Below are 22,602 nucleotides of genomic sequence, written 5' to 3'. Positions count from 1 at the left end.
ACCCCTCAACCCGACGCTGCCCCGGCGGAAGCCCACTGTCTCGTCCCATGGACGAAGCATCTCTGCATCCCACCCATCCCGGCATCGCCCTGCAGACTGAACCCACCTCCACCGCCGGGATGAGATGCAGCGGCTACTCCGCAGCGTCAAGAGACGCGGGTCGGACCCGGGTTCGGAGTTCGGTGTCCAGCCAGGCAGCGAAATCCTTGGGGTGACGGAGGACCAGGTCCCGCACCGTGAGTGTCTGCTCACCGGGGAGCCCTGAGTGCAGTGTGACCGCGTCGTCCTGCACGTCCACCCGGTCGATCTCGGACCAAGCGAGCCGGCTCCGTCCGATCGAGACACCACCGTCGTCGACGGTCACTCGCGACCGTCCACCGCGCATGTTGTCGAGTGAACTCAGCACGTGAACCGCCGCGAAGACAGCGATCGCTGTGCGAACGTAGTCGTAGGCACTCCAGGTGTCAGCGAGTAGCTCCTGACCGACATTGACGCCGTTGACGATCCCGATGGCGGCGATGAAGGCCACGAACGCGATCTTGCCGCGGCGTACGCGCAGTACCACCCGGCCGTTTTGCTGTAACTCAGCCGTCCACTGCTCGACCGGATCTTCCTTCGGCATCGCACCTCACCTGTCCGGCTCCCGCGGCAACCACCGCTGGGCCGATCATCGCAAACCGGAGGCTCATCGATGCCTTCGATCGCTACTCCGCGGGCGCGAGCGACAGGCTGACGGAGTTGATGCAGTAGCGGAGGTCGGTGGGGGTGCCGTAGCCCTCGCCTTCGAAGACGTGGCCTAGGTGGGAGCCGCAGTTGGCGCAGCGGACCTCTACCCGCTTCATGCCGAGGTCGTGGTCCTCGATGTACTCCACTCGGTTCTCGGCCAGTGGGGCGAAGAAGGACGGCCAGCCGCAGTGGGAGTCGAACTTGGTCTCGCTGCGGAACAGTTCCGCGTCACACGCCCGGCACTTGTAGACGCCGATCGTCTTGGTGTCTGTGTACTCACCCGTGAACGGCCGCTCCGTGCCGGCCTTGCGCAGTACCTGGAACTCCGCGGGCGACAGCTTGGCCCGCCACTCCTCGTCTGACTTCTGTACGGCGTACTGGTTGGTGCTATCGGTCATGGCTCCATTATCGGCGGCCGGTCAACCGAAACCCCGTCCGGAGCGGCTACGTAAGACAGCCGTGATCGCCGGGTCCTGTCCGCCCCAGTGGGACAGGACCCGGCGACGTCACTCCGGTCAGTTGACGCTGACGGCCGACCAGGCGGCCGCGATGGCTGCCCGCTCCTGGCTCGAAGCGCCGTACAGGTCGGTGGCCGCGTTGAGCGTCGCGGTCCGGGCCTGCGCGTACGTCGTACCGGTGGTGAAGTACGTCGTCAGCGCGCGGTACCAGACCTTGGCGACCTTGGCCTGGGTGATGCCGGTCACGGTCGATCCGTTGCAGGTGGACGAGTTGTGCGGCAGGCCGCCGATGGTCTTGGCGCCGCTGCCCTCGGAGGCGAGGTAGAAGAAGTGGTTCGCCACGCCGGAGGAGTAGTGCACGTCGATGTTGCCGATGCCGGAGTACCAGCAGTCCTTCGAGTTGCCGTCCTTGCTCGGCTTGTCCATGTAGCGCAGCGCCGGGCGGTCCTTCATGATCTCCTCGCCGATGTAGTAGTCGCCCGGGTCGTTCGTGTTGTTGGCGTAGAACTCGACCGTTGTGCCGAAGATGTCGCTGGTGGCCTCGTTCAGGCCGCCGGACTCACCGGAGTAGGTCAGGTTCGAGGTCGCCGAGGTGACACCGTGGGACATCTCGTGGCCGGCCACGTCGATCGACACGAGCGGTCCCGCGATGACGCCGTCGCCGTCGCCGTACGTCATCTTCTTGCCGTCCCAGAAGGCGTTCACGTAGTTGACGCCGTAGTGCACCCGGCTCGGAACGCCCTTGCCGTCGTTGAAGATGCCGTTGCGGGCATGGTTGACCTTGAAGTAGTCGAACGTGGTCGCCGCGCCATAGTGCGCGTCCACCGCGGCCGAGGCCCGGTCGGTGTTCAGGCCGTTGCCCCAGTGGTTGTCCGCGTCGAGGAACTTCGCCGCGACCGGGCAGCCGATCCCGAAGATCTGGCACCAGATCGAGTCGGTCTTGTTCTGCGCGTCGAGGGTCGTCCCGTTGCCGTGGGTCGAGTCGGTCAGGTTGAACCCGCCCGTCACCGCGGTGGTGTCGATCGCGACGGTCCCGGAGTACAGGCTCTTGCCGTCGCCGCCGACCGTCTGGACGTGCTGCTCGCTGACGAGTTTGGCGCCGGTCAGCGCGTCGATCGTCGTGGTCACGTGGCTGGGCGTGCCGTCGGCCTGCGTACCGCCGCTGCGCACCAGGTACGCGAGCCGCGGAGCACCCTTGCGGGCCTCGATCACCAGGCTGGGCTTGCCCTCGGCCTTGAGACCGCCGGTGACCCCCTTGGCGAGTGCCGTGGCGCTGCTGACCTTGGGTGTCCGGCTGACGTTCGCCGACCGGCCGAGGCTCAGGCTGGCGCCCTTCCAGGTGCCGTCCTTGGCCTGGTGCACGACCACGTCACCACCCAGGACCGGGAGACCGCCGATGGAGCGGTCCATCCGGACGTGGCTGGAGCCGTCGGCGTCCAGGATGACATCGCGTACTGCGAACGCGTCGGCGCCGGTGGCTTTGAGGGTGCCGAGGTTCTCGGCGATCGCGGCCTTGGCCCGGGCGACCGCTGTGGCGGGGGTCGGGCCTGGGTCGGCCTTGGGTGCGCCGGTGGCCGTGGTGGCCCCGGTCAGGCCTAGAGCTGTTGCGGTCACCACTGCGGTGGCAGCGGCGAGCAGGGCGGATTTGTTCATCCTCGCGCTCCTTCAAGACTGTCCCGGGGGCCTCACGCCCCAGGAACGAGGTGCAGGCACGTTACCGCTCAGTCACCTAGCGTGGGTAGAGGTTGGGAAAAGTTGCCTTTCCAGTGGCACAGACCGCGCGCTCACAGCTTTTGGTCCGAGGCGGGCGGTAGCGTCCCCACCATGGCGGCGACCAAGGCAATCGAGCTGGAGATCGCGGGGCGGACGGTCCGGGTGAGCAATCCGGACAAGCCGTACTTCGCGGACCGTGGACTGACCAAGCTGGACATCGTGAACTACTTCGTCGCGGTCGGCGACGGCATCCTGGGCGCGCTCCGGGACCGGCCGACCACGCTGGAGCGCTGGCCGGGCGGCTGGTTCGAGGGCGCGAAGCTGTCCACCCGGATGGACAACAAGGGCGACGCGTTCTACCAGAAGCGGGTCGCCAAGGGCGCGCCCGAGTGGGTGGAGACCGCGACGATCAAGTTCCCCAGCGGCCGGCCCGCCGACGAGGTCTGTCCGACCGAGCTGGCAGTGGTCGCCTGGGCGGCCAACCTCGGCACCCTCACCTTCCACCCCTGGCCGGTCCGGCGCCCGGAGTTGGACTCACCGGACCAGCTGCGGATCGACCTCGACCCCCAGCCCGGTACGGACTTCAAGAGCGCCGCCGTAGTGGCTCCGGTACTCCGTGAGCTGCTGGCCGAGCACGGTCTGGAGGGGTACCCGAAGACCTCCGGCGGTCGCGGGCTACACGTCTACGTGCCGATCGAGCCGCGCTGGGACTTCATCCAGGCCAGGCGCGCGGTGATCGCGGTCGGTCGCGAGCTGTCCCGCCGGATGCCCGACCAGGTGACGGTGAACTGGTGGAAGGAGGAGCGCGGCGAACGCGTCTTCATCGACTACAACCAGATGGCCCGCGACCGCACGATCGCATCGGCGTACTCCGTCCGTCCCAACGCACGAGCCCGGGTGTCGGCACCGTTGCGGTGGGAGGAGGTGTCCGAGGTGGTGCCGGACGACTTCGACGTACTGACGATGCCGGCCCGCTTCGCCGAGGTCGGTGACCTGCACGCGGCCGTCGGCGAGAAGGCGTTCTCGCTGGACTCGCTGCTCGAGCTGTCCGCCAAGCAGGAACGCGACCTGGGCGAAGGCGACATGCCCTACCCGCCGGAGTACCCGAAGATGCCCGGCGAGCCGAAGCGCGTACAGCCGTCGAAGGACCGTGACCGCCCAAAGGACCGCCCGAAGGACCCCGAGGAGTAGGAAGTCAGATCGCGCGGAGGGCGCCGCCGTCGATCGGGATGATGGCGCCCGTCAGGTACGACGCGGCGGGGGAGAGGACGAACGCGGCGACCCGGCCGAACTCGTCGGGCATGCCGTAGCGGCGCAGCGGGATGGTCTTCTCCGAGGCGCGGCGAGCCGCGTCCGGGTCGCTGCTCTTGCCGTCGAGCTCCTTCAGCCGGTCGGTCGCGATCCGGCCGGGCATCAGGCCGTTGACCCGGACGCCGTTCGGCCCGAGCTCGTCGGCGAGCGTCTTGGCCACCATCGCGAGCCCCGGGCGCAGACCGTTGGAGATCGCCAGGCCGGCGATCGGCGACTTCACCGACGACGACAGCACGAAGGCGATCGACGTCCCCTCCGAGCCCGCTCGAGCGACCGATCGCGCGATCCGCAGTCCGCCGAGGAAAACGCTGTCAAAGGCTGCTCGCCAGTCGTCCTCCTCGGTGTCCATCGCCGTACCGGGACGGGGACCGCCGACGCTGATCAGCGCGCCGTGCAAGGCGCCCCACTTGGCGATCGCGGTCGCGGCCAGCCGCTCCGCGCTCTCCGGGTCGGCGTTGTCGACCGGGATGCCGACGACCTGGTCGCCCAGTTCGGCTGCCGCTCGTGAGATCGATTCCTCGTTGCGGCTGGAGATCACCAGCCGGGCACCTTCCGCGGCCAGAGCTTTCGCTGTTGCGAAGCCGAGCCCGCCACTGGCGCCGGTAACGATATAGATGCGATCACGAAGTCCGAGGTCCACGGCACCATCCTGCCTCAGACCACCACATCTCGCGCCGACACGCCGGTGGTGGCCAGAAGCAACGGCAACCAGTCCTTACGAACCAGCCGTACTCCGCTGTGTATCGGCCGATTTTGTTGCGGAGGGCAATGAATCTTCAGAGGTGGATTGCGCGTCTGTCACGTCCCGCCGGGAGAAGTAGACCAGCCCGCCGAGGGCCAGCAGCGCGAAGAAGAACCATTGCAGCGCGTAGAAGAAGTGCGGACCGGAGTCGATCTCGGGCCCGGGAAATCCACGAAAGGCCGGGTCGGCAGCGGGAACCTGCTGCTCCACCGTCAGATACCCGTCGTAAAGGGGCAGCCCGAGCGCCTTGGCGAAGTCGGGCCCGTTGATGAGCCGAGCGGTGCCGTCAGTCGGCGTACCGCCGGTTGTTTTTCCGCCACGCTCGCTGCGGCGCAACCGGCCAGTGACCGTGACCTCGCCGGACGGTACGGCGGGGATGTTGCTCGGGGCCAGCTCCCCACCCTGCCGAGCCAGGAACCCGCGGTCGACCAGTACTGCGGTGCCGTCGGAAAGGAGCAGTGGCGTGACGATCTCGAAGCCGGGACGGTCGTTCACGTTCCGATAGCGCATCACGACCTGTTTGGAGGCGTCGTACCGGCCGGTGACCACGGCGGTACGCCAGTCGTGTTGTTCGCCGACCACCCGCTCCGGCCCGACGATCCCGGCCAGCGGAGCTGCCGGAGCAGCCAGATTGGTGCGGGTGACCTCGTTGTGCGACTTGCGGGAATCCAGCCGGTGCAGCTGCCAACGACCGAGCTCTACGCAGGCCCCGGCCAGGGCCAGGATCAGCAACGCGGCGGCGATCCACCGCGGATTTATCAGACGACGCACAGTTCGAACTTAAGCCATCCACCGAAACGCCCAGCTCCCGCCTGTCCATTGGGACGTAGGCTGGGCCTGTGACACCGCCCAGCAGGACTCCGCTAGGCCTCGCCGACAACTACGGCCGGGTCGCTACAGATCTGCGCGTGTCGCTCACTGACCGCTGCAATCTGCGCTGCACCTACTGCATGCCCGAGGAAGGTCTGGACTGGCTCGCCAAGCCGGAACTGCTGACCGATGACGAGATCGTCCGCCTGGTTTCGGTGGCGGTGAACCAGCTGGGCGTCGACGAGATCCGCTTCACCGGCGGAGAGCCGCTACTGCGCCGCGGCCTGGTCGACATCGTCACCCGTACTACGCAGCTGCGGCCGCGGCCGCAGGTCTCGCTCACCACGAACGGAATCGGTCTAGCCCGCCAGGCGGAAGCCCTGCGCGACGCCGGACTGGACCGGGTGAATGTGAGCCTCGACACGGTTCGGCAGGACACATTCCAGGAGATCACCCGGCGGGACCGCCTCAAGGACGTCCTGGCCGGCCTGGCGGCGGCTCACGAGGCCGGCCTGGCCCCGGTGAAGGTCAACGCGGTGCTGATGCGCGGCCTCAACGACGACCAGGCGCCCGAGTTGCTGCAGTTCTGCCTCGACCACGGCTATGAGTTGCGGTTCATCGAGCAGATGCCGCTGGACGCCCAGCACGGCTGGAGCCGTGACCAGATGGTCACCGCCGACGAGATCCTCGACATGCTCTGCGATCGCTTCGGCCTGGCGGCGACGGACGCGGCGACTCGCGGCAGCGCGCCGGCGGAGTCGTTCACGGTCCACGGCGGACCGGCCACGGTCGGCATCATCGCGAGCGTGACGCGGCCGTTCTGCGGAGACTGCGACCGGGTCCGGCTGACCGCCGACGGTCAGGTCCGCGACTGTTTGTTCGCCCGGACCGAATCCGATCTCCGGACGGCTTTGCGCGCGGGTGCGGACGACGAGGAACTCGCGGACCGCTGGCGTCGCGCGATGCGGGGCAAACTGCCCGGCCACGGCATCAACGATCCGAGCTTTCTGCAGCCGGTCCGGCCGATGTCCGCGATCGGTGGCTGAGTACCGAAGCAGCCGGGTCGCGAAAGCTTTCTGAACCGGAAATTTACTTTTTCTGCTGTAACGCCCGCCGAAGGCCGCAGTTAGGGCTGCGGGAAAGGCTCGACCTCGCGCAGGAAAGAACGCCGGCCGAGGAAGTCGGACAGACTCTCCTTGTGCTCGTCACAGGCCAGCCAGGTCTTGCGCCGGTCGGGCGTGTGGATCTTCGGGTTGTTCCACAACAGTGCCCAGGTGGCGGGTTGCCCGCATCCCCTTGCAGAGCAGACGGACGGCAGGTCTCCCTGATCGGTCGCGGCATCGCTGACGGCATCGCTCATCGGGGGATCTCCTGGAGGCATTCCGGTCGGTCCGGGCAATTGTTCCTGACCACTCAATAATCAATAGCCTGGACAAAATGAAGCGACGTCGGACAGCCACGGGGGGAGCCGTCCGACGCCGCATCAAGTCTCTGAATTTCATCCATGCACTTCAGAGCACGCGGGAGATTCTGACACGGATCCATCGTGAGAATCCAGTCCCGACGCGGATCACTTTTTGGTGTCGTGTTCCGGACCCAGTTCGGGCCTGGCCGGCGGTACGTAGACCTCGGGTCCGGACACCTTCGCCGTCCGCCGCGCATTGGCCAGGACGACCGCCACCGAGGGCAGGAGGACGGCGCCGACCAGCAGGATCCAGCGCCACGGTGAAGGGGTCACGACAGCGCCCACGAAACACACCACCCGCAACGACATCATCCAGGCGTAGCGGAAGATCCTGCTCTCCAGGTCCTCCGACCGGCCGGGCTGCGCACTCGTCACCGAAATGACGGTTTCGCCGGCCCGCTCACGACCCCGCTTATGACGCTGTGACATCTATTCTCCTCACCAACACCAACGGTACGCCGAGGCGGAAGCCGGAGCGCACCCAGGCGAAGGGGAACTGTCATGACCGATCGCACCTACCGCGTCACCGAGATCGTCGGCACCTCCAAGGAGGGGGTCGACGCGGCGATCACGAACGCGATCACCCGGGCCGGCGAGACGCTGCGGCACCTGGACTGGTTCGAGGTGACCCAGATCCGCGGTCACATCGTCGACAACGCGATCGACCACTACCAGGTCGGCCTGAAGGTCGGCTTCCGCCTCGAAGACTCCTGAGCAGCACACCGCCACCCCTCACCTGTTCATTCGCCCCTTTTTCACCCGCCACGCCGAAGACGCTCAGGCCTGCGAGCTCGCAGAGCGGGTGAAAAAGGGGCGAATGAACAGGTGAGGGTGGCGGGCGATACCGTTCGTGCGGCAGCGCCGTACGGGCGGCCGAGTCGTTCAGTGAGGAGAGGCAAACGTGTCGAGATCGGTACTGGTCACCGGCGGGAACCGGGGCATCGGCCTGGCCATCGCGACCGCCTTCAAGGAGGCGGGCGACAAGGTCGCGGTCACCTACCGCAGCGGCGAGCCGCCGGAGGGGTTCCTCGGGGTCAAGTGTGACGTCACCGACAGCGCCCAGGTGGACGCCGCGTTCGACACCATCGCGGCCGAGCACGGCCCGGTCGAGGTGCTGATCGCGAACGCCGGCATCACCCGCGACACACTGCTGCTGCGGATGTCCGACGACGACTGGGACGCCGTCATCCAGACGAACCTGACCGGCTCGTTCCGGGTCGCCAAGCGGGCCGCCAAGGGCATGCTGCGGCTGCGCCGGGGCCGGATCGTCTTCATCTCCTCGGTGGTCGGCATGCTCGGCTCACCCGGCCAGGTGAACTACGCCGCCAGCAAGTCCGGCCTGATCGGGATGGCGCGGTCGATGGCCCGCGAGCTCGGCAGCCGCGGGATCACCACGAACGTGGTCGCCCCGGGCTTCGTCGAGACCGACATGACCGCCGTCTTGCCGGAGGAGACCCAGAAGCAGTACCTGAGCCAGATCCCGCTCGGCCGGTTCGGGCTGACCGAAGAGATCGCCAACGTCGTGCGCTGGGTGTCCTCGGACGAGGCCGGCTACATCACCGGCGCCGTGATCCCGGTCGACGGCGGCATCGGCATGGGCAACTAACCACTTCTTCTTTTTCCAAGAAAGGGCATGCCGGTGGGCATCCTCGACGGCAAGCGCATCCTGGTCGCGGGCGTCACGCTCGACTCCTCGATCGGTTTCGCGACCGCCAAGGTGGCGCAGGAACAAGGCGCCACGGTGCTGATCTCGAACTTCGGTCGCGCCTTGAGTATCACCAAACGGATCGCCAAACGGCTGCCCGTCGAACCGCCAGTGATCGAGCTGGACGTCACCGACGACGAGCACCTGGCGGCGCTGCCGGACGCGATCCGCGAGCACGTCGACGGCCTGGACGGCGTCGTGCACTCCATTGCCTACGGCAACCCGGAGACGATCCTCGGCGGCAAGTTCCTCGAGGGTCCGTGGGACGACGTGTCGCGCGCGGTGCAGGTCTCGGCGTACAGCCTGAAGTCGCTGGCGGTGACCTGTGCGCCGCTGATGAGCCGTGGCGGCAGCATCGTCGGGCTGACCTTCGACGCGTCCGTCGCCTGGCCGGGGTACGACTGGATGGGTGTCGCGAAGGCAGCGCTGGAGTCGACCTCGCGGTACCTAGCGCGTGATCTGGGCGCGCAGGGGATCCGGTGCAACCTGGTCTCGGCCGGGCCGTTGAAGACGCTGGCGGCGAAGGCGATCCCGGGCTTCGAGAAGTTCGAGGGACCGTGGCTGGACCAGGCCCCGCTGGGCTGGGACCCGTCCGACCTGGAGCCGACAGGCAAGACGATCGTCGCTCTGCTCAGTGACTTCTTCCCCTCCACCACCGGCGAGATCATCCACGTCGATGGCGGCTTTCACGCGATGGGTGCCTAGTGTCATCGTCATTGGTAGAGCTCCGCGTGCTGGACGGAGCCAACCTCTACTTCAGTCGCGCGGCGGTCAAGCTCACGCTTGATCTGACCGCTCTCATCGATGCACCGGCACCGGCCGCGAAGGCGTACGCGTCGGCGCTCGGGCTCGGCGCGACCCGGCCCGGGCGGATCGGGTCGGGGTTCCGGCAGCGGTTCGCCGTACGGGTCGTCGGGCATATCGTCCGGCGGATCGCGCGCGAGGCGGGGATCGGGCGGATCGGCGTACGGGTGCGGTCGGGGACGGACGTGCACCAGCTCGTGGTGGCGTTCCCGTGGGCGCACGAGGGTCGTGCCCGGGCGCTGGGCGAGGCGATCGTCGAGGTGGTCGATGCCTTCGGCACCGAAGAGCTGCCCGAGCTGGTCGCGGCCGTCGGCGACCGGGTCCGCAACGAACCGGCCGGCAACGCGCCGCCGACGCTGCGGCCGAAGATCCCTGTCGTCGCCGTCACCGGTACGAACGGCAAGACGACCACTTCGCGGATGATCGCGCACATCGGCCGCGCGGCCGGCCTGCACACCGGCTGGTCCAGCACCGACGGCGTGTACTTCGACGGCGAGCTGGTCAAGTACGGCGACTTCTCCGGCCCGAGCGGCGCCGGCCAGGTGCTCTCCCAGCCGGGCGTCCAGCTGGCCGTCACCGAGACGGCCCGCGGCGGCATCCTGCGACGCGGCGTCGGGGTGGCCTACAACGACGTCTCCGTCGTCACCAACGTCACCGCCGACCATCTCGGCCTGGGCGGGATCGACACCGTCGACCAGCTCGCCGAGGTGAAGGCCGTGATCACCAAGATCACCCGGCCGCGCGGCTGGTGCGTAGTGAACGGCGACGACCCGCGGACGTTCGCGATGCGGCTCGACTCGCCGGCCAAGTGCTGGGTGTTCTCCCGCGATCCCGACTCGCCGTCGATCCGGAGCGTGCTCGACGAGGGCGGCCGGGCGACCACCGTGCTGGACGGATTCATCACCGTGCTCGACCAGTCCAGCGACGCCGAGCCGCTGCTGAAGGTCGTCGACGTCCCGATGACGCTGTCCGGCCTGTCGCACTACAACGTCGAGAACGCGCTCGCCGCGGCCTCGGCCGCACTCGGCCTCGGGCTGCCGCGCGCCGCGGTGATCGAAGGGCTGAGCACGTTCTCGCCGGCCGAGAACAACCCGGGCCGGATGAACATGTACTCCGTCCGCGACTTCACCGTGGTGATCGACCTCGCGCACAACGAGGCCGGCCTGGAAGCGCTGCTCGAGATCATGAACGGTGTCCGCAGGCCGGGTGGGCGGCTGTTGCTGGCGCTGGGCTCGCCGGGGGACCGGGCCGACGACATGGTCACCGCGATGGGCGCGATCGGTGCCCGCGGCGCTGACCGCGTGGTGATCGGGCATAAGGGCGAGTACCTGCGCGGCCGACCGCCGGAGGAGCTGGAAGCGGTCTTCCGCGAAGGCACCAGCTCGGTCGGCGTCGACGACGTACCGGCCTTCCCGACCGAGCTCGAGGCGGCGCAAGCGCTGGTCGGCGAGGCGCAGGCCGGTGACGTGGTCGCGGTGATGTCTCTGCAGGATCGGGCGAGTCTTGACGCCTGGTTGCGGTCCGAGGGAGCTACCGTCGATAACCCGGAGACCTTGAAGGCGAAGGTCGAACGAGCACAGCACTGATCCCCGGGACCCCACCGCCCGGGGGCGGATCGGGGTTCCCATGCGCTACTTGTGGTCGGTACCGGCGGCGGTGATCGCCTGGTTCGTGGCCGGCTTCGCGCTGACCTACCTGCACGGGCTGCCGGCGGGCTCGACCATGTTCGTCGTCGACCGGGTGGATCTGCTGGTTCTGGGCGGGTTCACCGGGGGAGTGCTGGCCGGACTGATCATCGGGCGCCTCCGGTACGCCGTGCCGCTGGTCCTGGTCGTTGCCGGGGGCGCCTGGTGGCTGAGCGGGTACTCCCTGTCGGGCAAGGGTTTGCTGGCGACGTTGCTGGTGGCAAGTGTCGTCGGCGCGAGCCTCGGTGCCTTGGGCACCCGAAGTTCAGTACTCGCGGCTTTCGCGCTGTCGGTGCCGATCGCGTGGTACGCGTTGCGCCCCGCCGGCGAACTGGAGAACTGGCGCTGGCTGTGGCAGTTGAACGGCCTGCTCGTCGCGATCGGCCTCACCATCGTCCTGTACGTCGCCTGCTGGCGGCGCGGCTGGCCATCGGCGTACTCGTGGGTGCCGTTGATCGCCGTCTATGTGGCGTCGTTCGCGATCGTCGACGGCGTCCAAGCCGTGGCAGCAGCGAAGGGCCGGTCGACGGACGACGTCGCCAACGCGGGCACCGACGCGTTCTTCAACGCTTTCGAGCCGCTCGTGCGCGAGTACTGGCCCTGGCTCATCCTGGCCGTGCTGCTGGCGATCCCGATGGTCGCGCTCAAGGTCCGCGCGCTCCCACCACCACCCCGGGCCCTCACCGTCGACGACGGCCGTGGCAACGACGCAGTGCTGTCCGACGACCTCGACTGGATCGACCGCGAGGACCCCAAGCGCCGACTGCTCCCAGCACGCCGTTAAGAGCGCCGGGCCCCGACTACTGACCCAGCGCTCTCATCGAGTCCGCGGACCTAGTGGTGTGTCGCGTCAAAACCTCCGCCTTGCGATGCACCCACCTGGACACCGCCAGCACTCGAGTTTTTGACGCGACACACCACTAGCCGAGCACGACTCGCAGGATGGTGCCGTTGGTTTCGCTGATCAGCCACAGGGAGCCGTCCGCGGCCGGGGTGATGGTCCGCAGCCGGCCCTGCTGGTTGGTGAAGGAGGCGACGGGGGAGCCGTCGCGGGCGCCGTCCTTGATCGGGATCGCCCAGAGCCGCTGACCGCGCAACGCCGCCATCCACAGCGTGTTGCTGGCGAAGGCGAGGCCGGACGGTGACGCCTGGGCGGTCGACCAGGTCGCCTGCGGGTTGATGAACCGCGTGTCGGTGCAGGTGCCCTCACAAGTCGGCCAGCCGTAGTTGCCGCCCGGCCTGATCTGGTTCAGTTCGTCGAAGGTGTTCTGACCGAGCTCGCTGGCCCAGAGTCGTTTGCCCTCGTCCCAGGCCAGGCCCTGGACGTTGCGGTGGCCGAGGCTGTACACCCTGGTGCCGCTCGGGTTGCCGGGCGCGGGGCTGCCGGTCGGTGTGACCCGCAGGATCTTGCCGCCGAGCGAGTTCGGGTTCTGTGCGTTGCTGGTGGTCCCGGCGTCGCCGGTACTGATGTAGAGGAAGCCGTCGGGCCCGAAGGCGAGCCGGCCCCCGTTGTGGATGTTGGCCCGTGGGATCCCGGTGACCACGGTCTGCGGCGTACCGAGACTGGTGCCGTTGTAGGTCATCCGGACGACCCGGTTGTCGCCCGAGGCGGTGTGGTACGCGTAGAGCAGCCGGTCGGTGCCGAAGGTGGGCGCCACCGCGATACCGAGCAGGCCGCCTTCGCCGCCGTGCCGAACGCCCGGCACGGTGCCGATCTGGCGGACCACGCCGGCCGCGGTGACGTGTTTGATCCGGGCGGTGTCTCGCTCCGAGACCAATGCGGAACCGTCCGGCAGGATCGCTAGACCCCACGGAGACTGGAACCCGCTCGCCACCGTCCCGGTGATCCGGGGCGTCGGCGGTACGGCGGCGGCCGCAGGCAGGGCGGTCGTCACCATCAGCAGGGCGGTTACTGAGGCCAGGGCGGAGAGTTGTTTGCGCATACTCAGGTCCTCACTGTCGAGTCCCCCCTCATTCGACAGCAAGCTTGCCTTACTTCCGCCGCTGAAACCACCCACAGTGATGATCTGGTCACCCTCCGACTTCCGATCAATCACCTCGTACCCGACCTGAGCGAATCAGCCCCGCCAGTAGCCTCACGTCAAGCAGGCGCGGACGGCCGCGCACGCACGCCCCCTCCCCGATGCCCCGACACGCCGAGGGAAGCGTTTGCCGGGCGGAGACGGGTATGCGCAGCCGTCCGATCCCCGCCCGGCCCTGCGCCCTACGGGGGTCACGTCGCCGCCGCCCCTTTTCGCCGGCCTGTCCGAGCCCGCCAGAGGTGGGCTCGGACCTCTAGCGGCGACCTTGAACAAGGTGCACCCTGTTCAGGGTCACCAGACGATGTTCATGCCCACCACTGGTGGGCTTGGCCGCCTTGCCGACGAAAGAGCCGGCCCGGTCGCAGCCGGTGGTGTGGTGGATGACTCGGGCCCGAGCGTGGCGTACCGGCGTATCGGCCAAGCCAGGCCGGGCGGCCGGGCTATCCAGCCATGCCGGGTACGCCGAGTTGCGGGTGGCCGATGGCTTGTCCTGTTGCCGATGGCGCGCTGTAGCAGGCTATTGGTCGGATAGGGCGCTATCGAGCAGACCGCGAGCGCTAGGCCAGGAGACTCTGGCCGAGCCAGGTGCCGGAGCGGAAGCCGGGTGGGATCGCGAAGACGGCTGAGCCGATCGTGGTGGTCCATTCGTTGAGCGCGTCTGCGGCGTCGAGGCGGGCCAGGAGCGGGAGGAACTGCCCGACCAGGTCGGCCTGGTAGCTGAGGAAGATGAGGCCGGACTCGCGGGTGGCTCCGTCGTCCTGCACGTAGTTGAGGCCCTTGCGGAAGATTCGCCGGCCGTCGTTGACGGAGTGATGGGACAGTCGCGAGTGCGCGTTCTCCGCGATCACCAGCCGGCCATCGGCGTCCCGCTTCTCGAGATCGAGTTCGTCGTGCTCGGCCGTCCCGGTCGTCGGCGCGCCGTTCGACAGCTTTCGCCCGACCGCGCGCTCCTGCTCGGAACGCGTCAGTTCATCCCAGGCGTCGAGGTTCAGCTTGATCCGCCGGACCACCAGGGTTGTCCAGCCGTCGGTGGACCAGACCGTGCTGTCGAACTCCGGCGTACCGGGCGCGGGGTTGCCGGTGCCGTCGACCTGGTTGAAGAGATTCCGACCCGTCACTGGCTGGCCATCAGCTCCAGTCCCGTTCCAGAACCCGGTCTGCCGCCACAGCGGCTTCGCGAAAGGCGCCGCATCAGCCACCAGCCGCCGTACGGCGTGGACAACCGACACCGCGTCATCCGCACCCACCAGCACGAGCAGATCGCCACCGGACCACGCTGGCTGCAGGCGATCATGCGACATCACCGGTACTTCGCTGAACCCACGCGGCTTGACGAGATCCGGCAACGTGAACACCTTCGGTCCGAAGCCGACCGTCACGGTCAGCGCGACTCCAGGAACGGCCAACTCGGGTGCCGTGTCACCGGGTGCGGGACGACCGGCGCTCAGGGCAACGATGTCGTTGGTCCAAAGACGCATCAGCCGACCGAGTGCCGCCTTGTCGGTGCTGGGTAGCAGGGTGAGCGCGACCAATTCGGCATGCTTCGGCGAGGCGGCTGCAATGGCCGGCTGGTGGTCGCCGTACGGGTCGATGTCCCGGGCAACGACCACCGTCTCGGGCGTATCATTGCCCAGAGCAACAACTCCGCCAGTGACAGCGGCACCCGCGGCGGCGGCACCGGCGTACCCGAAGAGCTGCCGCCGGGACGGGCGTCCGGTCACGGTGTCGTGCTCGGTGTGGCCGACGGCTGGTAGTGCTCTTCCTCTTCGGTGAACGCCTTCACCGGCACGGTCAGATCGTGCGAGGACCCGTCGGAGAACCTCAGGGTGATCGGTACTTCGTCGCCTGGCTTGAGCGCCTGCTTGAGTCCCATCAGCATGACGTGGTCACGGCTGGGCGCCAGATGCGCGTGCGACCCGGCAGGCACCTTGACCCCGCCGGCCTTCTCCTGCATCACCATCTTGCCGTCCTTCATCGCCATCTCGTGGAGCTGCATGATGCCGGCCACCGGGGACGTTGCCGAGGTCAACGAGATGTCGGTCTTGCCCGGGTTGGTCAGCGACATGAAGGCCGCCGTCATCGTGGTGTCCTCGGCCCCGACGGTCGCGCGCACGAACCGTCTATTCGTCTGACTCCTCAGCTTCCGGCTCCGACTTCACGTAGTCCGGATCGCCGCCCTCGTCGCCGGAACGGGCGCCGGCCTGAGCGAGGTGAGAAACGGACTCGAGATGCGAAAGCACCTGCTGGTGCTGGTCGACACAGAGCACCACCAAGTCGCTGCGGTTGGACCGCGACAGTGCATGCTGGACCGCGGTCAGCTCCTCGAGCACCGTCTCGACCTGGCGGCAGCGAGCACCGTTGTCCATCGCCGCACGGACGCCCTCGGTGACCAGTTCGGCGGTGGTGCCGCGCTTGCGACCACGCAACCGCGCGTCCTCACGGACGATCACGACGTCAAAGTGCTGCGCGGCGACCTCACCCAGCTCGCGCATGTCGTCGTCGCGCCGGTCGCCCGCCGTCGCGATCACGCCGATCCGCGACGACCGGCCAAGCTCGGAGGACGCGTTGAGGCTCTCACCGAGCTTGTCGACGAAGTCGCCGAGCATCCGCATCGCGGGCGCGTTGTGGCAGTAGTCGACGATCACCGTCCGCCCGTCGACGTCGATCTCGTTCAGCCGACCAGGCGACAGATAGTACGACGTGTTGAACGTGCGCAGGCCTTGCCGGATGTCGTGCAGCGGTGCACCCGCGGCGAAGGCGGCAGCCGCGGCGGCCATCGCGTTCTGCACGTTCATCATCGCCCGGCCGCCGAAAGTTGCCGGCAGCAAGTGCGTCCAGGCCAGCTGCATCGAGCGCCGGCCGTGCTTCATGATGATCATGTCGCCCAGGTCGGACCGCTCCAGCACGACCGCGCGGCCGCCTCGCCGGCAGTGCCCCTCGATGTACTCGCGAACCTCGGTGCCCGCCTCCGCGACGCTGAACCACACCACCTCGCCCGAGCACTTCCGCCGCATCTTCCGGACCAGCGGATCATCGGCATTCAGTACCGCGAACCCGTTGCGCGGCACGGCCTCGACCAGCACGGCCTTCACATCGGCCAACTGCTCCAGCGTGTCCACACCCCGCATGCCGAGGTGGTCGGGCTGGATGTTCAGGACGACGGCGACGTCGTTGCGCTCGTACCCGAGTCCCTCGCGCAGGATCCCGCCGCGCGCCACCTCGAAGACGGCGAAGTCGACCCGCGGGTTCTGCAGCACCATCCGCGCGGACTTCGGCCCGGACGCGTCCGACCGGATCACCAGCCGCTCGTCGATCACGATGCCGTCGGTCGACGTCATCCCGACCTTGCGTCCCATCCCCTTGAAAACATGGCTGATCATCCGCGAGGTGGTGGTCTTGCCGTTCGTCCCGGTCACCGCGACGATCGGGATCCGGCTCGTCGCCCCGGGCGGGAACAGCATGTCCACCACCGGCTTGGCGATGTACTGCGGATCGCCGATCGTCGGGTTGGTGTGCATCCGGAAGCCCGGCGCCGCGTTCACCTCGCAGATAGCGCCACCGGTCTCGCGGACCGGCTGGGTGATGTCGGGGCAGATGAAGTCGATGCCGGCGATGTCCAGCCCGATCATCCGGGCCGCCTCCTCGGCGATCTCGACGTTCTCCGGGTGTGCCTCGAAGGTCCGGTCGATCGAGATCCCACCGGTGGACATGTTGCCGGTGAGCGTCAGCTTCACCGTGGTGTCCTCGGGCGGTACGTCGTCCAGCTCGAAGCCCTGCGACCGGACCAGCTCGCGCGCGGCCTGGTTCATCGTGATCCGGGTCAGGATCTTCTCGTGCCCGACACCACGGCGCGGGTCCGCGTTGGTGATGTCGACCAGCTCGGCCACGGTGTGCACGCCGTCGCCGACCACGTGCGCGGGCACTCGCTCGGCGATGGCCTCCATCCGCCCGTTGATGATCAGGCAGCGGTAGTCCTTGCCGGTGACGAAGTTCTCGACGATCACCGAACCACGCCGCGACTGCTCAGCCGCGATCGGGAAAGCCGCCCGTACGGCGTCCGCGTCCTGCAGGTTCAGGCAGACACCGCGGCCGTGGTTGCCGTCGAGCGGCTTGCACACGACCGGGTAGCCGATCCTGGTCGCGACGATGACGGCGTCCTCGACCGAGCGAACCGAGTCCGACCTCGGCACCGGCAGGCCCGCCGAGGCGAGCAGCCGGGTGGTCAGATCCTTGTCGCTGGCCACGTCCACCGCGATCGAGCCGGTCTCGGACGTCATCGTGGCCCGGATCCGCTTCGCGTGCACACCCTGGCCGAGCTGCACCAGGCTGGCCTTGTTCAGCCGGATCCAGGGGATGTCGCGCGACACCGCCTCGTCCACGATCGCCTGCGTCGACGGCCCGAAGGCGCTCCGCTCGGCCTGCCTGATGAACTTCTCCAGCTCGGTGGTGAAGTCGAAGTCCGGCGTCGGCTGGACCAGGTAGTTCACGAACCGGATGGCGAGCTCACCCGCGGCCAGGCCGACACCCTCGTCGGCGTACGAGTAGACGATGTTGTACCGGCCGGGGACACCTTTGACCTGGCGGGTCTTGCCGCGCCGCATGTCGTGGCCGGCCTCCTGCTGGAGCTGCAGCGACACGTGCTCGGCGATGTGCCCGAGCCAGGTGCCCTCGTGCAGCCGCTCGATGAAGCCGCCGCGGCGGCCGCGCGAGCAGTGGTGCTGGTCGAGGCGGGGGAGATACTCCAGCAGCCCCTCGGTGAACCCGTCGATGGTGTTCGACGGGAAGTCCTCCAGCGATCCCAGGTCGACCACCAGATGGATCGCCGGCTCGTAACTCCAGATGTTCGGACCGCGGTAGACGCGTGTCTCGATGATCTTCAGGTCCGGGCTCGGGGTCCCGTGGGTCGGCTCAGGGGCGGTATCGGTCATGCGGTCCCACTGTCTGGTCGTGGCCTGGAAGGCGACTCGGTGTCAGGTCGGCTGGGTTCGGCGCCCGCGCTCAGAGGCTCGGTCGCCTCCGGTCTGGACTGACTCGCGGCCGACGATCTGGCCTTCTTCGGCGCGACCTTCTTCGCGGTTGCCTTCTTCTTCGGAGCGGTCGGGTCGGCAGCCTTCGCCGTACGCCGGCCGGCCCGCCGCCTGCGCTCGGCGTAGTACGCCGGGGAGACGCCCTCGGCGGCGATCTCCTTGGCCAGTTTGCGCAGATCCGCCTCGGCGGCCTCGATCGAGGCGATCTCCTCGGCCGGCGGCTGCGGACCGTAGGACAACAGCACCCGTGCCTTCAGGTCGAAGGTCGCGGTCGCGGGCAGCACGTGCAGTACGACGCCGGACGCGAGGATCGCCTCGGAACGACTGGCGTAGTGCGCGTTGGAGGTGATCCGGCTGCCGTCGAAGATCGTCACGGCACCACGCCCGACGACCTCCAGATGGGTGCCCCGGACGACGGCCGCGGTGTCTTCGTCGACGCCGATCCCGAGCAGCCCGGGGGACTGCGCGACGAGCGACAGCAGCCGGCCGTACCGGTTGCGCTGGGCGAAATGCTGGTCCACGATCGCGCCCTGGACCAGGCCGAGCCCACCGGCCAGCTGGCTCATCCGCTGCCTCGGCGTCGCGCCGGATCGACCGAAGGCGATCATGTGCTCGGCGAGGATGCTCGCGCCGGCCGACGTACCGCCGACGGCCGCTCCCCGGGCATGGGCTTCGGTGACGGCTCGGCCGAACGCAGTACCGGTGACGACGCCGCTCAGTTTGAGCTGGTTGCCACCGGTCATAAAGATGCCGGTGGCCTCGGTCAGCGGCTCGATGAAGGCTGGGTCGTCGGCGTCCTCGCGGTTCTCCGGCCGTACGCCGACCACGCTGGCGGCGCCAAGCGCGGCGAACAGCGCCGAGTACACGTCGATCACGTCCGGTCCCAGCGCGGAGGCGGTCGGAACCACCACGATCCGCGCCTTCGGCCCGCCGGCCGCCTCGACGAACTCCTGCAGAACGAGCCGCTTCTTCAGCTTGTCCTCGGCCCCACCGATGGCGAACAGGGCGCCAGGCCCGCTCGTCGTCACCCCACCCTGCTGTTCTGACATAGCCGAAGAATAGGTGCTCCGCCCCCAAACAGCGCTCAGTGGTGCCGGGCGGGACAGCCCGGCACCACCTGGCTCAGTGGCCGAAGGTGAACCAGTTGACGTTCACGAAGTCGGCCGGCTGGCCGCTGGTGAAGGTCAGATAGACGTTGTGTACGCCCGTCACTGCGCTGATGTTGGCCGGGACGCTGCGCCAACTCTGCCAGCCGCCGGTGTTGGCGATGGCGAAGCTTCCGATCGGTGCGTTGGTTCTGCTGTCCAGGCGAACCTCCACGAGGCCGCTGACCCCGCCGGCGGCTCCTGATGCCACTCGGGCGACGAACTGACGGGCGGCCGAGCTGCCGAAGTCGACATTGGGGTAGAGCGCCCAGTCGCCGTTGCCGACCTGCATGAGGTTTTGGCCGCCGCCGGAGTCGACGGTTGTCTCGACGCCGACACCGCCTTGCTGGCTGTACGACTCGGCCTGGATGGTGCTGTACGCGCTGCCGCCACCGCCGGGCGGGGTCGTGGGCGGGGTTGTCGGGGGAGTGGTCGGATCGCCACCGCCGCCGCGAGTGGAGACGGCCACGTAGTCGACGATCATCGGGCGGTCCGGCACTGTCTCAGCGCGAGGAGTGGGTCCGTTGAGGGCGTCGGGGAAGGCGCCGCCGATGGCGAGGTTCAGCAAGATGAAGTAGCCCGCGTGCGAGGTCATGTTGTTCCAGGTGTCGGCCGGCAGTTGCCCTTGGCTGACCGAGTGGAACTGCTGGCCGTCGACATACCAGCGGAACTGGTTCGGCGAGATGCTGGTGTCCCACTCGAACCTGTAGGTGTGGAAGCCGCTCTGGCAAGTGCTGCCCGGGCAGGCGCGGCTGTTGGCGATGCCGCTGGTCTCGTTGCACGGACCGCCCGGGTTCACGCCGCAGTGCAGCACGCCCCAGACCGAGTTGATCCCGTTGACGTTCTCCATGATGTCAAACTCGCCGATGCCCGGCCAGTTCCAGTAATTCCCGCGGTACGGCGAACCGAGTGCCCAGAACGCGGGCCAGTAGCCGAGCGCCGCGTTGCCGGTGACGTTGGGCATCTGGATCCGGCCCTCCATCGCGACGACACCGCCGGCCGGGGGCTTGAAGTTGCTGCGCTGGGTCTCGATCCGGGCCGACGTCCAGTTGCCGGCCCCGTCGCGCCGGGGCGTGATGCGCAGGTTGCCGGTGCCGTCGAGGGCCAGGTTGTTCGTGCTGTTGGTGTAGTTCTGCACCTCGCCGGTACCCCAGTTGCCCGGACCGCCTGGATAGGAGTGGCCGGTATCGATAATCCAGTTGGCGCTGGACGGCAGGCTGCCGCTCGCGCCGTTGAAGTCGTCACTCCAGATCGTCGTCCAGCCGGCCGGGGGCGGCGGCACACTGGCCTGCGCGGCGACGGTCAGAGCGGTCGCAACCAGGACGGGGACGAGCAGGGCACTCAGAAGCGTTCGGCGACGTGTGGATGGTTTGTCGGGGCGGAAACGCATAACGACCTCCACGGTCAGACCAGGCACCTTCCCCAGACAGGCCCCGGACGGGTGATTACGCACCATGAGAGCGCTCTCATATCCGTGTGTCAACGCCTCATCACCAGATCCACCCCAGGGAACGTTCCCGGCGCTACAAGAACGCGGGAGCCCGGGGCTGCACCACATGCCAACCTCGCCCAGCGCCCTCCCGACCCGCCCCCGCACGCGGGGACCGTGGTACCCGGCGGCGTTGGCATGTGGTGGCGGTCCGCAGTGCCCGACCACAGCACCGCGAGCCGACCGGCCAGGAAGACGCCCGGCGGCGGCTAGAGCTGGCGGGCCGGAGCGCGCGCGGTTTCAGTCGACGGTGGCGTCGGCGTCGGCGGCTTCTACTTCTTCGCGGCTGATGCCGAGGAGGTAGAGGATCGTGTCGAGGTAGGGGACGCTGACGTGGGTGTCGGCTGCCGCTCGGACGACGGGCTTGGCGTTGAAGGCGATGCCGAGGCCGGCTGCGGCGAGCATGTCCAGGTCGTTGGCGCCGTCGCCGATCGCGACCGTCTGGGACAGCGGCGTACCGGACGTCTCGGCGAAGCGGCGCAGAGTGGTGGCCTTGCCGGCCCGGTCGACGATTTCGCCGAGCACCCGGCCGGTGAGTTTGCCGTCGACGATCTCCAGCACGTTCGCGGCGGCGAAGTCGATCCCGAGGTCGGCCGCGAGCTTGTCGGTGATCTGGCTGAAGCCGCCGCTGACGATGGCGAACTGGTACCCGAGCCGCTTCAGCGTCCGGACCAGCGTGCGCGCACCCGGCGCCAGCTCGATCTCCCGGTAGACCTCGTCCAGCGCCGACTCCGGCAACCCCTCGAGCGCCGCCACCCGGCTGCGCAGCGACTCGGCGAAGTCCAGCTCACCGCGCATCGCCTGCTCGGTGACCGCGGCAACTTCCTCGAGCCGCCCGGCGTGCGCCGCGAGCATCTCGATCACCTCGCCCTGGATCAGGGTCGAGTCGACATCCATCACGATCAGCCGCTTGGCCCGCCGGTACAGACCACCAGGCTGTACTGCGACGTCCAGTCCCTGCCTGACCCCTTCGAGCGCGAGCACCGTCCGCAGCGAGTCGGGGTCGGCGCCCGACACGGCGATCTCCATCGCGGTGACCGGGTAGCGCGCCATCCGGCTGATCCGGTCGATGTTGGCGCCGGTGTCGGCGATCCGCCCGGCGATCGCGGCGAAGCCGTGCGCGGTCAACGGACTACCGATCACCGTGACCTGGGTCCGGCCCTTGCGGCGCGGCTCGTTGTCGCCGAACCCCTTCTTCAGGCTGATGTCGACTTCGAGGTTCTCGGCGAGCGCCTTGAGTTCCCGCTTCAGCTCTTTGTGGTCCCGCGGCGCCGTGAGCAGCACGCCGAGCACCAGCCGGCCGCGGAGTACGACCTGCTCGGCGTCGATCACGTCGAGGCCGCGGAGCGCGAGCATCGACAGTACTGCGGAGGTGAGGCCCGGCCGATCCGTACCGGTCAAGGTGACCAGCAGGGTGGGGCGGTCTGCCATCTGCGTCTCGTGCTCAGCCTGTCCTGTCATCTCAAGGCCTCAGGCTACC

General features: G+C 68.3%; 21 protein-coding genes. 7 read left to right on the top strand and 14 right to left on the bottom strand.

The features are described from left to right. Positions 1-133 precede the first annotated feature (133 nt). The 3 genes from A3ES_RS0108145 to A3ES_RS0108135 form a co-directional block, all read right to left on the bottom strand. A complete protein-coding gene (locus tag A3ES_RS0108145; protein WP_020386301.1) occupies positions 134-622 on the bottom strand; it encodes a hypothetical protein in 489 nt (162 codons plus the stop codon). A gap of 82 nt (positions 623-704) precedes the next feature. Then, on the bottom strand, positions 705-1,124 hold the full coding sequence (msrB, locus tag A3ES_RS0108140) for a peptide-methionine (R)-S-oxide reductase MsrB (RefSeq protein ID WP_020386300.1): 420 nt from the start codon (positions 1,122-1,124) through the stop codon (positions 705-707). Positions 1,125-1,241: 117 nt separating this feature from the next. Next, on the bottom strand, positions 1,242-2,837 hold the full coding sequence (locus tag A3ES_RS0108135) for a M4 family metallopeptidase (protein WP_020386299.1): 1,596 nt from the start codon (positions 2,835-2,837) through the stop codon (positions 1,242-1,244). Between the two features lie 171 nt (positions 2,838-3,008). Between A3ES_RS0108135 and A3ES_RS0108130 the strand changes: the two genes are divergently transcribed. After that, a complete protein-coding gene (locus tag A3ES_RS0108130) occupies positions 3,009-4,088 on the top strand; it encodes a DNA polymerase domain-containing protein (protein WP_020386298.1) in 1,080 nt (359 codons plus the stop codon). A 4-nt stretch (positions 4,089-4,092) separates the two neighbouring features. Here the strand turns inward: A3ES_RS0108130 and A3ES_RS0108125 are convergent, their stop codons facing one another. Then, entirely contained in the window at positions 4,093-4,848 is a 756-nt protein-coding gene (locus tag A3ES_RS0108125) for an SDR family oxidoreductase (RefSeq protein ID WP_020386297.1), read from the bottom strand. Positions 4,849-4,923: 75 nt separating this feature from the next. Beyond that, positions 4,924-5,721 carry an SURF1 family cytochrome oxidase biogenesis protein gene (locus A3ES_RS0108120; RefSeq protein WP_237744882.1) on the bottom strand — a complete coding sequence of 266 codons (798 nt, stop codon included), beginning with the start codon at positions 5,719-5,721 and terminating at the stop codon, positions 4,924-4,926. Positions 5,722-5,789: 68 nt separating this feature from the next. Here A3ES_RS0108120 and moaA point away from each other — a divergent pair, with 68 nt between their 5' ends. After that, complete coding sequence (gene moaA, locus A3ES_RS0108115) at positions 5,790-6,806, top strand: GTP 3',8-cyclase MoaA (RefSeq protein WP_026162667.1); 1,017 nt, start codon at positions 5,790-5,792, stop codon at positions 6,804-6,806. An 80-nt stretch (positions 6,807-6,886) separates the two neighbouring features. Here moaA and A3ES_RS0108110 read toward each other — a convergent pair whose 3' ends face one another. Both A3ES_RS0108110 and A3ES_RS46575 read right to left on the bottom strand, forming a co-directional pair. Beyond that, on the bottom strand, positions 6,887-7,120 hold the full coding sequence (locus tag A3ES_RS0108110; protein WP_020386294.1) for a hypothetical protein: 234 nt from the start codon (positions 7,118-7,120) through the stop codon (positions 6,887-6,889). 210 nt (positions 7,121-7,330) lie between these two features. After that, positions 7,331-7,654, bottom strand: a complete 324-nt coding sequence (locus A3ES_RS46575; protein ID WP_083933265.1) for a DUF3099 domain-containing protein — start codon at positions 7,652-7,654, stop codon at positions 7,331-7,333. Positions 7,655-7,726: 72 nt separating this feature from the next. On the opposite strand from A3ES_RS46575, the gene A3ES_RS0108100 reads away from it, so the two are divergent. The 5 genes from A3ES_RS0108100 (at position 7,727) to A3ES_RS0108080 (ending at position 12,203) form a co-directional block, all read left to right on the top strand. Then, a complete protein-coding gene (locus tag A3ES_RS0108100; RefSeq protein WP_020386292.1) occupies positions 7,727-7,939 on the top strand; it encodes a dodecin in 213 nt (70 codons plus the stop codon). Between the two features lie 187 nt (positions 7,940-8,126). Beyond that, a complete protein-coding gene (fabG, locus tag A3ES_RS0108095; protein ID WP_020386291.1) occupies positions 8,127-8,831 on the top strand; it encodes a 3-oxoacyl-[acyl-carrier-protein] reductase in 705 nt (234 codons plus the stop codon). Positions 8,832-8,858: 27 nt separating this feature from the next. Further along, complete coding sequence (gene fabI, locus A3ES_RS0108090) at positions 8,859-9,635, top strand: enoyl-ACP reductase FabI (protein ID WP_020386290.1); 777 nt, start codon at positions 8,859-8,861, stop codon at positions 9,633-9,635. Then, positions 9,635-11,320 carry a Mur ligase family protein gene (locus A3ES_RS0108085; protein WP_026162665.1) on the top strand — a complete coding sequence of 562 codons (1,686 nt, stop codon included), beginning with the start codon at positions 9,635-9,637 and terminating at the stop codon, positions 11,318-11,320. The genes fabI and A3ES_RS0108085 overlap by 1 nt, the downstream gene beginning before the upstream one ends. A 40-nt stretch (positions 11,321-11,360) precedes the next feature. After that, positions 11,361-12,203, top strand: coding sequence for a hypothetical protein (locus tag A3ES_RS0108080; RefSeq protein WP_020386288.1), 843 nt, complete (start codon positions 11,361-11,363; stop codon positions 12,201-12,203). A 136-nt stretch (positions 12,204-12,339) separates the two neighbouring features. On the opposite strand, the gene A3ES_RS0108075 is transcribed toward A3ES_RS0108080, so the two are convergent. The 7 genes from A3ES_RS0108075 to serB form a co-directional block, all read right to left on the bottom strand. Further along, positions 12,340-13,362 (bottom strand): PQQ-dependent sugar dehydrogenase, encoded by a 1,023-nt coding sequence (locus A3ES_RS0108075; RefSeq protein ID WP_040454246.1) that lies wholly within the window; start codon positions 13,360-13,362, stop codon positions 12,340-12,342. A 656-nt stretch (positions 13,363-14,018) separates the two neighbouring features. Beyond that, positions 14,019-15,182, bottom strand: a complete 1,164-nt coding sequence (locus A3ES_RS0108070; protein ID WP_020386286.1) for a Dyp-type peroxidase — start codon at positions 15,180-15,182, stop codon at positions 14,019-14,021. After that, the gene (locus A3ES_RS46570; RefSeq protein WP_020386285.1) at positions 15,179-15,574 is read right to left on the bottom strand and encodes a copper chaperone PCu(A)C; all 396 of its coding nucleotides are present in this window, start codon (positions 15,572-15,574) and stop codon (positions 15,179-15,181) included. Before A3ES_RS46570 ends, A3ES_RS0108070 begins: the two co-directional genes overlap by 4 nt. A gap of 7 nt (positions 15,575-15,581) precedes the next feature. Then, positions 15,582-18,389 carry a cyanophycin synthetase gene (cphA, locus tag A3ES_RS0108060; RefSeq protein ID WP_020386284.1) on the bottom strand — a complete coding sequence of 936 codons (2,808 nt, stop codon included), beginning with the start codon at positions 18,387-18,389 and terminating at the stop codon, positions 15,582-15,584. Continuing rightward, positions 18,386-19,537, bottom strand: a complete 1,152-nt coding sequence (locus A3ES_RS46565; protein WP_020386283.1) for a cyanophycinase — start codon at positions 19,535-19,537, stop codon at positions 18,386-18,388. Before A3ES_RS46565 ends, cphA begins: the two co-directional genes overlap by 4 nt. A gap of 73 nt (positions 19,538-19,610) precedes the next feature. Further along, complete coding sequence (locus A3ES_RS0108050; RefSeq protein WP_020386282.1) at positions 19,611-21,023, bottom strand: glycoside hydrolase family 16 protein; 1,413 nt, start codon at positions 21,021-21,023, stop codon at positions 19,611-19,613. Between the two features lie 339 nt (positions 21,024-21,362). Further along, complete coding sequence (gene serB, locus A3ES_RS0108045) at positions 21,363-22,583, bottom strand: phosphoserine phosphatase SerB (RefSeq protein WP_020386281.1); 1,221 nt, start codon at positions 22,581-22,583, stop codon at positions 21,363-21,365. Positions 22,584-22,602: the final 19 nt, after the last annotated feature.

This window comes from Kribbella catacumbae DSM 19601, assembly GCF_000372465.1.
In the GTDB taxonomy this organism is placed as follows: Bacteria; Actinomycetota; Actinomycetes; order Propionibacteriales; family Kribbellaceae; genus Kribbella; species Kribbella catacumbae.
This window is presented reverse-complemented; position numbering and strand designations above follow the sequence as displayed.

Coding starts and splice junctions, on each gene's coding strand:
- A3ES_RS0108145 (WP_020386301.1), bottom strand. CDS start 622: ATGCCGAAGGAAGATCCGGTCGAGCAGTGGACGGCTGAGTTACAGCAA.
- msrB (WP_020386300.1), bottom strand. CDS start 1,124: ATGACCGATAGCACCAACCAGTACGCCGTACAGAAGTCAGACGAGGAG.
- A3ES_RS0108135 (WP_020386299.1), bottom strand. CDS start 2,837: ATGAACAAATCCGCCCTGCTCGCCGCTGCCACCGCAGTGGTGACCGCA.
- A3ES_RS0108130 (WP_020386298.1), top strand. CDS start 3,009: ATGGCGGCGACCAAGGCAATCGAGCTGGAGATCGCGGGGCGGACGGTC.
- A3ES_RS0108110 (WP_020386294.1), bottom strand. CDS start 7,120: ATGAGCGATGCCGTCAGCGATGCCGCGACCGATCAGGGAGACCTGCCG.
- A3ES_RS46575 (WP_083933265.1), bottom strand. CDS start 7,654: ATGTCACAGCGTCATAAGCGGGGTCGTGAGCGGGCCGGCGAAACCGTC.
- A3ES_RS0108100 (WP_020386292.1), top strand. CDS start 7,727: ATGACCGATCGCACCTACCGCGTCACCGAGATCGTCGGCACCTCCAAG.
- fabI (WP_020386290.1), top strand. CDS start 8,859: ATGCCGGTGGGCATCCTCGACGGCAAGCGCATCCTGGTCGCGGGCGTC.
- A3ES_RS0108080 (WP_020386288.1), top strand. CDS start 11,361: ATGCGCTACTTGTGGTCGGTACCGGCGGCGGTGATCGCCTGGTTCGTG.
- A3ES_RS0108075 (WP_040454246.1), bottom strand. CDS start 13,362: ATGCGCAAACAACTCTCCGCCCTGGCCTCAGTAACCGCCCTGCTGATG.
- cphA (WP_020386284.1), bottom strand. CDS start 18,389: ATGACCGATACCGCCCCTGAGCCGACCCACGGGACCCCGAGCCCGGAC.
- A3ES_RS46565 (WP_020386283.1), bottom strand. CDS start 19,537: ATGTCAGAACAGCAGGGTGGGGTGACGACGAGCGGGCCTGGCGCCCTG.
- A3ES_RS0108050 (WP_020386282.1), bottom strand. CDS start 21,023: ATGCGTTTCCGCCCCGACAAACCATCCACACGTCGCCGAACGCTTCTG.
- serB (WP_020386281.1), bottom strand. CDS start 22,583: ATGACAGGACAGGCTGAGCACGAGACGCAGATGGCAGACCGCCCCACC.